The sequence below is a fragment of the Parabacteroides sp. AF17-3 genome (genome assembly GCF_003635445.1).
GTDB classification, from domain to species: Bacteria; Bacteroidota; Bacteroidia; order Bacteroidales; family Tannerellaceae; genus Parabacteroides; species Parabacteroides goldsteinii.
The window spans coordinates 223,553-240,314 of sequence record NZ_QTMM01000008.1 but is presented as its reverse complement, the minus strand read 5'-3'; the positions used below and the strand labels follow the sequence as shown (position 1 = coordinate 240,314).

Annotated in this window: 7 protein-coding genes; all 7 read right to left on the bottom strand. The window is 43.0% G+C overall.

All coding sequences use genetic code 11. The annotated features are described in order from the left end of the window. Position 1: 1 nt before the first annotated feature. Positions 2 to 2,689, bottom strand: a complete 2,688-nt coding sequence (locus DWW91_RS12900; RefSeq protein WP_122327960.1) for a glycoside hydrolase domain-containing protein — start codon at positions 2,687 to 2,689, stop codon at positions 2 to 4. Then, complete coding sequence (locus tag DWW91_RS12895) at positions 2,670 to 4,892, bottom strand: alpha-N-acetylglucosaminidase (protein WP_122327959.1); 2,223 nt, start codon at positions 4,890 to 4,892, stop codon at positions 2,670 to 2,672. The genes DWW91_RS12900 and DWW91_RS12895 overlap by 20 nt, the downstream gene beginning before the upstream one ends. A 973-nt stretch (positions 4,893 to 5,865) precedes the next feature. Continuing rightward, complete coding sequence (locus DWW91_RS12890; RefSeq protein ID WP_122327958.1) at positions 5,866 to 8,772, bottom strand: glycoside hydrolase family 2 TIM barrel-domain containing protein; 2,907 nt, start codon at positions 8,770 to 8,772, stop codon at positions 5,866 to 5,868. 237 nt (positions 8,773 to 9,009) lie between these two features. Beyond that, on the bottom strand, positions 9,010 to 10,140 hold the full coding sequence (locus tag DWW91_RS12885; protein WP_122327957.1) for a DUF4998 domain-containing protein: 1,131 nt from the start codon (positions 10,138 to 10,140) through the stop codon (positions 9,010 to 9,012). A gap of 31 nt (positions 10,141 to 10,171) precedes the next feature. Next, a complete protein-coding gene (locus DWW91_RS12880) occupies positions 10,172 to 11,353 on the bottom strand; it encodes a DUF4959 domain-containing protein (protein ID WP_122327956.1) in 1,182 nt (393 codons plus the stop codon). 30 nt (positions 11,354 to 11,383) lie between these two features. After that, entirely contained in the window at positions 11,384 to 13,288 is a 1,905-nt protein-coding gene (locus DWW91_RS12875) for a RagB/SusD family nutrient uptake outer membrane protein (RefSeq protein ID WP_122327955.1), read from the bottom strand. A 20-nt stretch (positions 13,289 to 13,308) separates the two neighbouring features. Then, positions 13,309 to 16,539, bottom strand: a complete 3,231-nt coding sequence (locus DWW91_RS12870; protein WP_122327954.1) for a TonB-dependent receptor — start codon at positions 16,537 to 16,539, stop codon at positions 13,309 to 13,311. Between the last annotated feature and the right edge of the window lie 223 nt (positions 16,540 to 16,762).

Genomic DNA, 16,762 nt, shown 5'->3' with positions numbered 1-16,762 from the left:
TTTATTTTTCCAGTAAAATAATCATTCCGCCTCTCCCCATAATCTCACATTGCTTCAAGGAAGACAGTTTTCCTTCCCATTGTGTATTTCTAATCTCAGGTAAGATATAAGAAGATGGTTTGAATCCGAGCAATTCCTCATCCAGTGTGATTTCAGCCGTCTGAGGCATATCCGTCCAGTTTGCCAGTACCACCAGCGCTTTATCACCATTCACATAAACGGTAGCCGGGATGTCCTTATTATCCGTTTTCACCGGACAACGTTCGTCCCAATAACCTCTCATCTGTGCATTCTTCATGCCAAAATCATCCCAAAGTTTCCAAAGCGGAACAGGATTTCCGCTCCACGGCAAACGGGGAAGCATTCCGTAAACCATCCCTCTGAATAGGTTCCGGGCATCCAGCGTTTCACTCATCAAGCCGAAAGGAATACCGGACATTTCCACCAGCCAGAAATCCAGCGTATTATTTGCTCTGAAACCTTCACCGATCCAGGTGCGGTCCACATAAGGTAACAGTTCCAGATACAAATGCAGTGAATTGGCATAACCGGCCCACTGGTTCATATGGTTCCAGGAATGGATATCTATCAGCCGGCGCTTTCCGTCGGCATCCATAATACGACGGGCACGTTGCAATGTCTGATGGTCCAGAGCACTGTCATCTATATAAACACCATCCAGCCCCAGGTTCTTTATCATCCAATCCAAACCTTCCAGATAGTAATTGTTCCAGCGGGAATCAGGGGTAGTAATAACCGAGATATCCATATCGCCGGCATATTTACCTTCTTTAAAAGCGTTATACCAGGCCGGAATGAAATGAGTCGTCAGGTTCTTGTTCAACCATTCGTGAGGACCGTTCCGGTGAATCAGGGTACGGGCATCTTTTCCGGGACCGTCATGGATCACTTCACCACCCAGGCTACGTAACGCCCATAATTCCGGAATCTTCACCGTCAACTCACGGGTCGTATAATAAAGCCGGACATCCAGGTCCTTGCTGTGTGCATCCGAGATAAAACGTTTCAGGTCCGGAACTGCTTCATCATAATAAGGATAGTTAATGAACGGATATACATCTTTCTTATGATGGATATTAATCATATTGGCACCTGCTTCCAATGCAGCAGGGATATAACCGGCACTCACATCGCTGTTGGAATGGTAGAAACGTTTTTCCGCCAGTTCTTTCAGGTTAAGCGGTTTCACCGGAGTAACCAGCATATTGAAATTATAATGAAGAACATCACCTTTCTGCATAGTACGTTCACCACTATAGGCCGTCATCAGGACTGTACCGTCTTTATCGGGCAGAATATCGATACCGCCCTTATTGGCATTTCCCCACGAAGCAGGCAGGTTCAGTTTACCTAAACCATAATAGATATTCACCAGCGGGCGGACATAGTTTTCATCTTTGAAGCAGAAATTCAGACCGGCATTTATATTTCCCATCCAGATCTTATCCTGATGTTTGTCGACATTCCATTGCCAGTTAATTACAGAGTCCGGACGGAAACCACCTTTATGTCCCAATCCCATCATATATTTGGCAGCATACGAAGTATAAGGTATTTCCAGGCGGATATCCTTTACTTTCACGTCTCCCAGGGATTTCACCTGTATCTGATAATCGACCAGGCCGTCGAAACCGAATTTACCGGAACACTGTACTTCAAAATTACGGTTTTTCCGGGTAGCTATCCAGTTTACCGACGCATTATTCCGTCCGGTGATCCGCAGGGAACCGGGTTTCAGCACTTCTTCGCCATTCTCCGTTTCTATCACGAACCGCATTTCTCCTGCCAGAACAGGATTATTGCTCTGATCGTTCAACTGGTTACTCTGATCATAACGGGTAGAAAGGGATTGAGGAAGACCTTCTTTCGACAGCTCCATCGTTCCTCCCAACCAGGAAATCGTTTGTTTCTGTAATTGAACCGGGACATACGGAGCCGTCGGTTCATCGGCATTACCGATGGAAGAATCCAGCCAGCGCAGGCGGGTTTTCCTCCATCCATCGTTATCCCCGTGGTTGGCAATGGGAGAACCTTGTACGGTCAATTCACATGCGATCTCTACCGGTTTGGCATCAGCAGCTTTGATCGTAACTTTTCCTTTATAAACGCCGCTTGCCGTTACAGGTACATCGGAACCGATCCATAATGCCTGCACATTTCCTTTGGAGACATTCACCGTCTTTTTAAAAGATTGGCCATTCGTATCAGTCCCTCCCAGGTTAAAACAACGGAAAGCAGAAGCCGGAATCTTATTCCCCTTTTCATTCTTCCAGTCAGAGAAGATAACAGATACGTCCGACAAGGTTTCATACGGAGCGAAGATTCCTACCTGCCAGGTATAGAACTCACCCGGAAGACAATCGCCCCGGAACTTTGTACGTGAATCGGCCGACCGTTCCACCCAACGCACAGGGATTGCATCCGTCATACGGATATCGTGTTCCCGGTCTTCTGTAAAACAGAAGTAACCGGCTTCCGGGTTTTCCTGTATCAACCTCTTCACCGCATCCGATGAAGCCACACGGCGCATTTCCGAGTCCTGCTCATTCACCGTACCCTGTCTTTTCAAGTCATCGAAGGCATTCGTTACATCATCCTGCGCCTGCATAACACAAGGCAGAGCCAGAAACGAACATACCATCAGGTACTTAATTTGTTTTCTCAACATTGTAGTATTCTTTTGATAATTGTTTGTATTTGTCCAACATTCGGCGGGCAACAGCCACTTCATCTCCTTCCGTTACCGGAGTACGGGCCTTACCCGGACGATCAACGAAAGCCAACTCCCAGTCAGCCAACGAATCATAAAACTCATTCGCACGGAAAGCCTGACGGCCTAAATCCATCTTTGCATCTTCCTCCCTATAAATCGTTCCGTTATCGAGATGTCCCTGCAACATATCATAGAACTGTTTCCAACGTTGCAGATAATATCCCTCGATCAAACCGGTCCATTCACGCCATGAGTAATCAAATTGACGTACATCGACCTGTCCGCCCCAGATAGTCACCAGTGAAGAGGCATTCTTTTCAAACAAATTGCGTTCTTCATCGGTCGTTCCCCAGGCACGGGCATCAGTCAACCACTGGTCAAAGTTAAACTCTGTACGGGTACGAAGCAAGATATCTACATCTTTTAATAACTCGAGGAAACGTCCGGAGTGCAGAGCAAATGCCTCTTTATCCTTTTTCTTAAATGCCTCGGCGGCTTTTTTATGTATTTCCTGTCCCAGGTTTGACATAATCTGACGTTGTACATCTACAATATCGAAACGATAAGGTCCGGATCCTTTCAATTGTTCCGCATCCTGTAATAAACATACTTCAGCTTCTATCAATGATTGCGGATCATAAGGAATATTAAAACCGGCATTCGGCCCCGACTTCTTCACATCCACAGCAGGACGGGCACAGATGATCGAACTGGACTCGACCCCATTCGTCCCGGCCCGATAAGGACCCGCCAGCAATAACTCCCAGGCCTTATTGGCGGCATCCGAAAATGCGCCATAACGACGTTCCGCATATTTATTCAACCATTCTTCCAGCTTTACCGAATCCTGATGAACCGGCATTTCAAATGCCAACTCATAAAATACAGGATTTTGTCCGATCGACTCCATGAATAAACCGGAACCTACCACATTCGGCGTTTTCTGTTTCGCTTTCATAAACTGATTGGATGATACCAGCGGCAAATCTCCGTGAAGATTGACACGTCCGCCGAAGTTATGCAGATTACCAACCACAAAATCATGATTACAGAAATGATCTTCTCCCCCTAACGCCCCGTTCAGGCTCAATACGAGCAGGTCATGTTTCGGTACGACGGATGCAATATCTTTCCGGAAGCTCCAGGCTTGCATCACCCACAAGGCATCCGGATCGAACGTCTTCATCAATTTATGGATGGAAGAACCTACAGCATTCAGATATTCAGGGGTATCCACAGGCGGCTTGCTTTCATGGAAAGGATCGGCAGCATAGAGTCCGTAAGTTCCATATAATTTCTGTTCCTCTTCCAGAAAAGTTTTCCCCAGTTCCGTAAACAACGGATCCAGCGGATCTAACTGGCAGATACCTTCAAATCCATACCAATCCGGTTGTTTCTGTATCTTTGCCTCCGGAAACTTTTCCATCATCTTACGAGGTACAACACCGGAAAAACCTTGCTGTATCGGTGTCATGCCTAATTCCAACTGACGGTTTACCACTTGTTTACCCAAAGCAATATGCGAATCGATCCACGATTTCGGCAGCGGTCCGCCAAAACTTTCGATATTAGGCATCCACTGCCAGGCAAAATGGGCAGGATCGACCAGATAAGAACGCGCTTCCTCATCCGTAAAACCGAAACGAAGCAGTGTATTATACCAAACACCTTCCAAACCGACAACCGACAAAGGTGTATTGATCGAATTCATAGCCATATAGTCGATCTCACGCTGCCAACGTTCCCAATCCCACCAGGCACCGGTATAGCTCAAGGTACAATAATTAAAATAGACACGATACTTACCGTTAATTATCCGGTGTGTCGTCTCTGCCGGAACAGGCAATGTCGCCGGTAAATTCAACTGATCGCCAAACCAGGAAACATGGGCATTACAATGATATTTCAAATACTGGTTATAAGCTGTTGCCAACGATACCGTATTGTTCCCCCGCAACACAACCTTGCCGTTCTCCCCGGCCACTTCATAGACATCGTTCCCATTCTCCGGCTCTATCAGTTCCAGACTAAACTGCTGACTATAACCCGGAGTAATACGTTCGATCAAGTCATAAGCAGCCTGTATCTGCGGATCTTTCTGACAAGACATCAGAGATAAAATACAAAAAAGCAAAAATACTTTACTTACAATTCTCATGGTATAAATCTTTATAATTATTTATATTACTAGACGTAGAAAAGCCCGTTTACCCTATAAGGATACGCAAATAAACTTACTTTACACGTTCTACATATCTATCCCTGATATCCTACAATAGTTCGTTAAAAAGAACGGATAGGCATCCGTTCGCCATTCCCTGCCTATCCGTTGGAAGAAAAGCGTACGTTTTTTTCCTATATCCCGGCAGGTCATACCCTATAATGTACATACCGATACTCTATATTGTATTGGTATGTACATTATAGGGTATAGCAGACAAATCCATGGGGATAGATCTATTAATAGGTATTCACCCGATATGGGCGACTTAGTAATGCCATCATGCCAGTACTACTATGTCATCTTGCTAGCATAGTAGTATCAGTACCATTAGCTCTACTGTGTAAAGGTGGTTAACACTATAGTGCTACCTATTCATCCTTTATTCTCATCTTTCAGGTTTCATCCCTGTTTGCAGCTTTAATATTCAAAGGATCCGGCTGAAAGGAGAAAAAATGCGAAGGCTTATACGATAAAAGAGGGGTACCTGTCCGATAAAAAACGGAGAGGCATCGGAGGACAGACAGATATTTACCCATTTAGAAAACTATTGGTATTTTTTACCTGTAAGATAAGTCTTCTCTCATTCTTAAAACATTTTTCAGCATACAAACCATGAACATCAAAGGACAGAAGATACCTGAAAACTGAAAGATGAGAAATAAAAACACACTGAGAGAGGAGGTTTTTATATAAAAATTGTCACTAGAAAATTGGAGAAGCCTAACTTATATGTCTATCCCCACTGATTTTTTTCTAAGCCGTTCTAATGTTCAATTTTAACAAGATAAATATCTCTGAAAAAAAATAAGGGACTTTTGCATTCAAAAGTCCCTTATTTTGTAATCAAAAGTCCTGTCTTAACATTTCAAAACACCGGACCTTTTTTTCTGCTATTTTAGATCTGTCTTTACGGATGAAAAGAAACCGTTACTTTCCCCTGTACTTTATCGCCTTTTCGCAACGGCTTGTATTCTTTCTCGGCATGAGGGATCAGGAAGTTTTCCTTCCCCGGATTGTTATAATCGGCAACTAATAAGCGGATTGCATCGCCTTCTATCCAGGCACGGACATACTGCGTTCCGTCGGATTTCACTGTGACAGATTGTCCTGATCCGTCTTTCAGCCGGGCTGAGTAAATATTCTCCTTCGTAGAACGGAACATGTTTGAACCAGCTGCCGTCTGGTCATACGACCAGGATTTTACAGGTTGTTTGGAAGGACCTGCCAGTCCGGATACAGGCAAAGAGGCATCGAATGCTTCAGCTTGTCCCGTCAATGCTCCTATATGGTCTTCCGGATATACACTCCAATAGCCTTTCCGCTTCCAGTCCAGATGGGTAAAAGAAGAAGGTAAAGTAAATACCAACCCTGTTTGTCTCGGGGAAATATCCTGAAGCATAGTGAAGTCGTAGACAAAAGTGACTTCTCCGTTCTTATGAAAACGATATTCAAATATGCCTTCGGCTTCTTTATAAATTCCTTTTACTTTTATACTAATAAGTTCATCACCCGGCAGGCAGGTAACAGACTGAGCTATCCAATTTTCGCAGACTGGGTTATATGGCTTGAACTTCTGGTCTTTTCCGACCATCTGGACACCTTCGCCATCTCCATTCAACGGCAGTACTATCAAAGCAGGTGATTGCAGCAATACGGCATTTCCTCCCTGACCGGCAGACAACAATCCGTTGCGTTTATCCACAGTAAACACACCTCCTACCGACTGAATCTCGATAACATCGGCTTTTTCCTGACAAGAGAGTTGTCCTGACTGCCCTTGTCCCTGTGGCTTGATCTGTTCCGGTAAAATACGGAAACTGTATTCATCGATCACAAAACCACGGACACCGGTAACCGTCAGTTCCAGCTTTTCCGTATTCCGTAAAGATTCCGGCAACTGAATTTCGAACTCTCCTTCCGAGCGGGGAGCCATATCGGTTGTTACCCTGCCGCTCTTTCCCCCGGCTTTCCACACGATGGAACATTCCGACAGATCACTGAAATTATGACGGTTCTCCACATGGAAACGGACAATACCGTCGGCCGACATATTTCCTTTCTGTACGATCTTAACCGGACTGAATGCTTTCTTCATTCCCCAATATTCCGGTTTCTCACGCCGCCATCCATCTATCGGTCCCCAGGTTCCGTAACCGACCGCCTTTTCACCCGGCAGGAAGAAGGTATCGTCGATACCGGCCCATATCGCACCGCCCAGAACACCCTGGCTATGATACATATCATTCCACATCTGGTCCAGCAGAGGTCCCCACATCGAACGAAGTCCCGGATCGGCCGCCAGTTCCAAGCGGTTGTAAGCATTCAGGTGGCAGAACTCGTCGAATGTGACGGGGCGTTTGCTATTGCGGTATTTATTCGGTCCGGTAGGTCCGGGATAATGATGATTGGTTACTTCCAGTTCGCCGTTATCGGCATCCGGTCCCCACTGGCTGAAGATGCGCGGACGTGTCGGGTCCATCTGCTTCACGACTTCTCCCGCCTTTTTGAAATATTCGGCATATTTCAATGATTCATTTCCCAGCGACCACATAATAACGGAAGGATGGCTGCGGTTCAGGTTTACCATCTCGACATGCTGGTTCACCAGTACGGCATCATGCATCTCTTCCGGTACATTCGTGTTATGTGCCCAGCAGAAAGGAGCTTCCACTTCTACCAGCATTCCCAGTTCATCGCAGGCTTCCAGTAAGGCTTCATCGGGCGGATAGTGGGACGTACGGATATAATTCACATTACCACGACGGAACAACTCGACATCTTTCCGCCACATGCCGTCATTCACAGAACGTCCGCGCAACGGCATGACCTCATGACGGCAAACACCCCGCAGCTTTACCGGCATATTATTTATATACATCTGGTTGCCGCGAACTTCCACCTGGCGGAAACCTACCCGGCGTACCGTTTCATGCAACACCTTCTTTCCGTCTTTCAAACGGCAGGTCAACGTATATAAATAAGGATGCTCGGAATCCCATTTCTCCGGTTTTGCGATACTGAAAGAGAGGCAGGCTTTCTCTGTCGCACCTGCTGCTATCTTTTGAACCGGGTTAGTATTTTGTTTTAACGCGATCTCTTTTCCGTTTGCATCTTCCAAAGAGAAATGAAGGGAAAGGTTTGAAGCGGGAACCGATGATTCATTGCTAATTTCAATATCCGTTTTCAGTACGGCATCCATATAAGTACTGTCAAAAGAAGTATTTACATGAAACATCGACATATTTACATCCGGTAAGGTAAACAGATACATATCCCTTGTTATCCCTCCCAACGGATGAACAGCGTACTGGGAACCGCTGGAAGTCGAATCGGCAAGGCTTTCCGATCTCACCGACACAGCAATTCTGTTCTCTTTTCCTGTCTGTACCAGCTCCGTTACATCCAGTTCAAAGGCGGTAAAGCCGCCCAGATGGGCTCCGGCTTCCTTACCATTTATATAAATATGGCTATCGCTATATATACCGTTGCAGCGTAGTTTGATCCGTTGGCCGTTCCAGGAAGAAGGGACGGAAAACGTACGGAAATAACCGGCCGCCTTTCCTTTTTCCACTTCAAAGCCTTGCATTACCCATTCGCCGGGCACTTCGATACTTTTCCAGTTGGTAACATTTCCTTGCTTCCAGAATTCTTTTTCCGGAAATGGATTGAACTGCCAGTTCCCTCCCAAAGGGATCTTTTGCTTCTCCACCTTTACGGGCAAAGGGGAAAGACGCGGAACCGTAAAATCTGTTGCACTGACCGATTGCAGGCATAAAACCGAAACCAGCAAGTAGAATAGTTTCCTTACATTCATATACGTATTTTGTGTTTTAATGATATTAATACAATTTCCACAGGCAAATTAACGACATTTATTCTTTTCGGCCCATACAATAAATAAAACAAAAGACTTTAATTCGGAACTAATTTATAAGAAATGCTTCAAATACGGAACTACAGGCATAAAAAGCAAAAAGAGCCATTCTTCACTTATTTATTAAGTTGAAAAATGGCTCTTCAGACGGATGATAGTATTTAGTATTCCGTTTTCCTATTTACCATAAACATATACTTCAGCAACATTTGTATAGGGTTCACGGTTACTATCCGGAAGTAATAATTTCAGGTAGCGTCCCTTGCCTGTCCCGCTAGTCTCCGGTAATGTAATTGATGAACTGTCTCCTTCGTCAAACACGGCAGTTCCTATTTTTGTCCAGTTACCTGTATTGGCATCCGGTTGATCGGATACATATAACTCAACACTTTTGGTATCAGTGTTACCTGACCGGCGATACAATTCAACCCTGGAAATCATTTTCGGTGTCTGCATATCTATTACGGCCCAATGAGGCAGAGGTGCATCCCCGCCTTCGTAGGCCGACTGCCAATAGGTACTCAAATCATCGTCTATCAATGCATCCATTCCACCACCTTCGGAGGTCGATACATCGGAAACGGACAAAACCTTCCACGAACTACAGTCATATTTATATTCTGTCGGGAAAGGTGTTTCATATTCTTTCCATGCAGTGGCAAATGTATCGATCGCTGCTGCTTCCGGAATATACAAAGACCTGTATTCAAAGGTTGAACCCGACTTTACATCCGGTAATAGAACTAAATCATCTGTAGAAGGGACTTTTGCTATTGCTTGTGAACCATCTTTTTTCACATAACGTACTTCACTACGAACCAAATATTGAGGTGCATAATACCACTTGATTGTTCCTTCCTGATCCGACAGTGACAAACTTTCTATCAGACGATCATTCAATGTTGCTTGGTAAGTATCCCCATAAGAAGTACCAAAATCTGTCATAAACAACGATTTATGTCCGAAATTATCAGTTGTCTGTATATTGAATGTATAAGATTTTTCTTCCAAATTATCCAATATGACAGAAATACTATCGTAACCGGTCTTCAGTTCAACAGGAATAATCAAAGAGTCAAGTCCGTCATTCCAATATACATCTATAGAACGGACATTCGGGGCATTATAGGTACGACAATTAAATAAAACTCGTCCTTTACCTGCAATAAAGCTTACGGAATCCGGTTTAGGAGCATAAATAATCTCACCACCTTCTATATACTCTTCATGTATATCCATGAAATCTTCACAAGAAGTGAAAGATAAAATGGAAGCAGCCAGTATCGCTAAACTATATATTCTTTTCATAATTTTCTTGTTAATTTGTTGATACTATACATTATTTTTCGATTTGGCCATAAAAGTCAACATCTGCAATATTCGAGAAGGTCGCTCCTCCGAAAGCAGACATAAAGACTATACGGACATATCGTACCGAAGTCAGGGATACGTCAAATGAAAACTCATGTCCGTTATTAGCAACATCCATGTCCAAATCCGTCACGGTAGAACCAGGAGATCCGGAAGGTTTCACAATTTCACAGTCCATCACTTTTGTCCATTCGCTCCAATCTCCACTTTGGCTGGGTTCATGGTCACATACATATACCTCAAATGTTTTTGGATTACCATGACCATAAGCAATGTTTGCACCAAAGTTATAAATACGTTGGTGTACAACCAATCGACTCAGTTTAGCAACAGTTCCTAAATCGAAAGTAGCCGGAGCACCCGGTAAAGCATTTGTAATAAAACATCCAAAAGTATTATGGTCATCGTCTAATATATAAGCGTCTTTTCCTTCCCAATTCGTCAAACTTTTATCGTTTGCCAAATTCATTACACGCATATTCTTTTTGTTCAATTTTTCTTCGAACAAAGGAATAACTTCTGCAGTGAGAGTGTCGGAATAATTATCAAAATTATCGTTTATTATCATGGAGAAATTTTTAGGTTCCGGAGCATAACCTCTGATGTTGTAAACATTTTCGTCAATATCACTCATCATAATATTCATGGTTGACATTTCCCCAGTGGAATCCGGAGCTAGAAATTCAATGTTAAGAGGCGCCTTTTCCGGATTCCTCCAGCTGAAGCGGGCACCGCCAAAGTCTTGCTCAATTGCTACTGATTTGATAGCTTTAGCCAAAGCTGATTCCAATGGGGTAAACTTCACTTCTATCGGATCTGACAACTCCTGAGCACGATTCACTGCATAAAGAGTTGCTGTATGCTCCGAAGTGTCATTATAACCCTGGATTGCCAATTTATCTTCGTAATATGAAGCTGTCACTTCATACTCCTTACCATTAGTCGTAGTATATAAACATTTTACCGCCAATAAATCTTCCGTATTGGGAATTTTATAAGAGACAACAGCCCCACCGGCTGTGGGTTCAACTACAACATTGGTAACAACTCCCGGTTTACCTAAGCTTTCACTGATCGGTAACTGCTCTTTTTCTGAACAAGAAAAAAGAAACGGAAGTAATAATGTAAACTTTAAATATCTGGTATTCATATGTATGTCATAAATAATATAGATTAATAATTACCATCCCATATTCTGACGTAACAGTGGGTTTTTTACTATTTCTGACTCAGGTATAGGAGCAAAATAGTTTTTAAATTCAAAAGATTGCTCGTAAATGGCTGTTGGCGTATAATAGTTTTTAACATCTGAAGCATTGATATTCCAACCTTCAATGATACGATTTTGCTCAGCCAAAGCAGTTTTCCAACGATGGCTATCCCAGTAATAAGAACCCTCACATGTTAATTCTATTTTACGTTCCTGTCGGATTATATCACGCATTCCTTCTTTGGTGGTCGGTTTGTTCGGTTGTTTGGAATATTTACTCCAAGACTCAACAACACCTTTAAGGCCGGCACGTTCGCGTACCATATCGATATATTTGTACACTTCGGCATCCGGTGCATCTTTCGATTCATTCAAAGCCTCCGCGCACATTAATAACAAATCGGCATAACGCATATCGGGGAAAGGATAAGATTCCCAAGTGATACTGTTGGCATCCCGGAAAGAGCTATTGATGGAAACCAGTTTTTTAGGCCAATAACCGGTTGCGTTATAGTGCCCCGGGTTTCCAACGGAAGAAACTTCTCCGAAACGATTTTTAGGATACAAGCATTCTGCATCATCATCCGGCATGTTTTTATAAGAATTTCCATACCACTTACCTCTGTCAAATCCTAAAGTAGAATAAAAGCGCGGTTCACGGTCAAAATTCAAAGCTGCTGTTTGTTCTCCTCGCTGAATATAATAGCGATGTTCCGCATCACTGACACGTAAACTATAACGACTGGCATAATCATACGTATTATCTTCTTCAATAGGAACACCGTTTTTTGAATAAAATCGTTCTACTGTCGATAAAGGCACACTCATTTTTTGCCATACATTATTTAATGAAGTAGAAGTTTCAAAATAAGTAAAACATTCCATTTGGAAACCACCGTCGACAATCGAAGCCGTATTACTCCAAATAACTTCGGGATTCCATCTGTGACTAATCACACCTCTTAATGTTTGTACCAACAACGTTTGATCGGACAAGGGTTTTGTTGCCACATAATCTGATGTTTGATACAAACGGATACCAGCCGCTTCACTCACTTCTACTGCTTTTTTACATGCTTCTGCCGCAGCCGTCCAACGGGTAGGGTCATAAACCTGATTAAAGAACGGTTCACCATTATGATCCAGAAAACTATTATAGTCTGTGTTTCCATTAAACAAAGGGCTGGCCCAATACAATAGCACTTTAGCTTTTAGCATGTGAGCTGCCGGTTGTGTAAAACGACCTAGTTCCGATGACGGGTTGGTAAGTACTAACGGTAAACTTTCACTATCTATCACTTCGTTGATCAAATCCATAACGTATTGAAAGCAGTCGTCTACTTTCTCACGATAAACACGAACTCCCTGAGTCGATTCTGTCACAGGAGGACTTTCACGCAGCGGGCAAATAGGACCGTAATACGACAACAAATAGAAGTGCAGATAGGCTTTTATCAGTTTAACCTCGGCAATCATACGTTGTTTTTCGTATTCGTCCAGATCTTCAACGTTGACAATTCCTTTCATAAAAGTGTTGCACTCACGAATCCCTGCATACAATCCTCCAGTACCCCAATAATTGATAAGGGCACTCGTCGAACTATCGAGGCCTAATCCGAATTGCATTCCTTTTTCCGTATTATATTCCGTATTTAAAATCATTTCCAAAGCGCCGAAAATAGCAGGGTTTGCATTTCTGTTCATTGTAGCCGGAAACTTTGAATAACAGGTTGCCAAATATTTTTCGACCGTATAACGATCTGCAAAAGCATGCTCTTCCGTTGCAATGTTGTCCGGAACGACATCCAAAAAGTCGCAGGATGTTGCAGTGACAGCCACACAGGTGCATAAAATATATTTAAATATTGATTTCATTTTCTTTCGTTTTTATTGTTTTAGAATCCTAAGTTAATGCCGACATTAAAAACACGCTGAATCGGATATCCAAAGCCGTTACCAGCCATTTCCGGATCCCATAGCTTGAATTTACTCCAGCACAAGAGGTTCGTTCCACTGACATACACGCGGAAGTTCTGTACTTTGATCTTCTTGAGCAAGTCTCTAGGAAGCGTATAACCGACTTCAACCGACTTCAACCGAAGGAATGTCGCGTCCTGCATGAACCAGGTACTGGTTTGATTATTGTTAGATATGGTTTGACTAGACAATCTGGGCCAGAAAGCATACGGATTACGGTTGCTCTCAGACCAATAATTATCAGCGATAACTTGTAATACCTGATTTTGCCCGGTCATACCATCGTCATGGTCTGTCCCCGAATTTCCATCGATAAAAGGAGATACCTTCTTTTGATCCAACCAGAACGACTGGCGTCCGGAACCCTGGAAAAAGAAAGAGGCGTCAATTCCTTTATAGCCGGCAGAAAGACCGAAACCATAGTTGATTTCCGGAGTTGTCGGGAAACCGATAGGTACTTTATCTAATTCTGATATTTTTCCATCCCCGTTCACATCCCGGTATTTAATATCGCCGGCCTTATATTCTCCGAATTGTGTCGGTGAATTTTTTACCTCTTCATCGTCAATAAACAAACGTTCGGCTATATATCCCCATTCCTGTCCTAATGATTTGCCAACTTTCGATAACCAGGGAGTAGCGCTGTAGTCCGGCTCTTCCCATTCTACAGCTTCGCTGGTCGCATATGTAAAGGTTGCACGTCCGGTCATCCATAAATCTTTATTGAAACTCTTTTCATAATTGAATTCCATATCGACACCATGCCCTTTCGCTTTACCCAAATTGGCTTTTACATCCGGTACAATACCCATTGTTCCCGGAATGATACGGTTCAAAAGGATGTTTTTTCTTCGTTCGGTAAAATATTCCACATTAGCAGATAGCCCGAAAATGGTTGTTGCTTCAAAGCCGACATTCATCTTATAAGATGTTTCCCAACCGATTTCATCATTGGCATAACGATTAAACTTTACTCCGCCAGGATTATAATCCATCAAAGTACCCCAATGAACGGAAGAACCTGCACCCATGTTCACATCCGAAAGATAGTAGAAACGATCATTTCCACTACCGATCTGGTCCTGACCGGCCATACCGTAAGATCCTTTCAGTTTAAATTGTGAAAACACATCGGTTAATGGTTCGAAAAACTCTTCATTGGAAACCATCCACCCCAATGCACCGGAAGGGAAGAATCCCCAACGGTTATTCTTCGAAAAACGTTCCGATCCGTTGTAACCGAAAGTAAATTCCCCGAAATAACGAGAGTCGAAGTTGTAAGCCATACGACCGGCTAAACCAATATTTCTATAAGGTAATGACAATTGAAGATTATCCGCAATACCAGATTTCTGATTACGCATCGTGTAAACAAACAAAGCATTCACAGTATGTTTATCATTAAACAAGCGGGTATATTCTGCTTTCGCTTCCAAATAAACACTGCTGTTGATTTTGCGTTGCCCCGGTTGATAATTGATCCATTCTGTTCCGGTTGTCGGGTTCAAACGGCTCAACTTGTAAGACTGATCCTGCATATCGAAAGAGCTGATGCTATAATAGAAAGGAGTATATGCACGATCCACGGTATATTCCGAATAACGATCCATATTGACAAGTACGCTGGCCGTTAAACCTTCGGTTATCATATCCAGGTCCTGATTCACAACAAACTGAGTCAGCATGGTATTTTTACTGTATTCGTTATATCCTCTTAATGACTGGGCATAGGGATTGATATAATTGGCATCTCCGTAGTTACCAAACAAAATATGGTTCGCATAAGAATACTGCTCGTCCGGTTCATAATAGGGTTTGAATAATACCGGATTGGCCTGCATCACATGATTATACATGGTACTACCGCCACCTATTGGTCCGGAATAATCATCGAATGCCGCACTCATACGTAAAACCAACTCGGTAGTCTTTGTCAAGTTCACATTCACGTTCGAACGGATCGTATATTTCATCAAATTGATATTTGAGTTAAAGTTGTTACGCTTGTCAACCTTCATATTACCGTTGTCGCGTGTCATATTGGCCGCTACATAATAACGGGCTACCTTACCACCACCGCTTACACTAATATTTGCACGTTGGTTCATCGTCAAATCACGGAACATGGTATCATACCAATCTGTGGCTGGGAACAGATTCGGATAAAGGCCACGTTCGGTCATGGTTATTTTTTCTTGGGTATACAATGCCAAACCCATCGGATCACGTGTTTTGATCGCTTCATTATGCATACGCATATAAGTGACCGGATCTGCCAATTTTATCTTCTCGGTAGGAGTTGAAAACGAGTTTTCCACACGAACATTAACAGAGACCTTCCCCTCACGTCCTTCTTTAGTTGTTACAGAGATTACACCATTGGCACCACGTGCTCCATATAATGCCGTAGCTGTGGCATCCTTCATGATCGTAAAGCTGGCAATATCGTCAGTATTCAGACGAGACAAGTCTTCTGTTCCCAATTCGATACCATCAATCAAAATCAGCGGGTCTTTTTTAGCTTCCGCTCCGAATGTCGTGATACCTCGGATGAAGAAGTTTGCATTATCCTTTCCCGGTTCACCGCTTGTCTGGTAAGAAATCAAACCGGCTACACGACCTGCAAAGGCTGTGGTCAGGTTGCTACTCGGAATTTTGAGTTCTGCCGGTTTTACTGTTGTGATGGCAGAAACCACACTCTCTTTTTTCTGTTTTGCAAAAGCGACAACCGTTACTTCATCTAAAACATCTGCTTTCGGTTCCAAGACGATGTTTAAAAACTTTTCCCCCTTATACGTAATTTCCTGGGGTTCCATACCAATAAAGGAAACGATCAGTATATCGTTCACCTTGAGACCATCAAATTCAAAATTTCCATCTACATCGGCAATCACTCCTTTTGTACTCCCCTTAATCTGAACCGTAGCACCGGGCAAAGGGTCACCTCCGGTATCTGAGATCTTACCTTTAAATTTTGAACTCTGCAAAACACCTCCAACGAATGGCCTTGTTTCACTTTTTACACCAGAATGAAGGTTAATTTCAGTATTCTCTCTTTCAATGCCTAGCGCCTCATCTGCTGCAAGCAACGATGGTGTGCAAACCAATGACAGAGGAACAAAAAGACCTAACAGTGTCTTTGTTTTCATAATGTATAATTTTACGATAAATAAAAAATGTCATTTGATTTTCTGATCAATTTAAATACATTCCGTCTCTTCCCTACTACTAATTCCATCCCGTCGGGAACGACCCATTTCTTTAGTTTGTTTTGCATAATAGTTAAATTTATGAATGGCACTTGCCTTTCAGGTTTATAATATTGTTTCAAAAATTGTATAAAACCAGTCAACCATAGTCTTAGTAGAACTA

Bases quoted from the DNA above. Each gene is read 5' to 3' on its own strand.
- DWW91_RS12900 (WP_122327960.1), bottom strand. From the start codon at position 2,689: ATGTTGAGAAAACAAATTAAGTACCTGATGGTATGTTCGTTTCTGGCT.
- DWW91_RS12895 (WP_122327959.1), bottom strand. From the start codon at position 4,892: ATGAGAATTGTAAGTAAAGTATTTTTGCTTTTTTGTATTTTATCTCTG.
- DWW91_RS12890 (WP_122327958.1), bottom strand. From the start codon at position 8,772: ATGAATGTAAGGAAACTATTCTACTTGCTGGTTTCGGTTTTATGCCTG.
- DWW91_RS12885 (WP_122327957.1), bottom strand. From the start codon at position 10,140: ATGAAAAGAATATATAGTTTAGCGATACTGGCTGCTTCCATTTTATCT.
- DWW91_RS12880 (WP_122327956.1), bottom strand. From the start codon at position 11,353: ATGAATACCAGATATTTAAAGTTTACATTATTACTTCCGTTTCTTTTT.
- DWW91_RS12875 (WP_122327955.1), bottom strand. From the start codon at position 13,288: ATGAAATCAATATTTAAATATATTTTATGCACCTGTGTGGCTGTCACT.
- DWW91_RS12870 (WP_122327954.1), bottom strand. From the start codon at position 16,539: ATGAAAACAAAGACACTGTTAGGTCTTTTTGTTCCTCTGTCATTGGTT.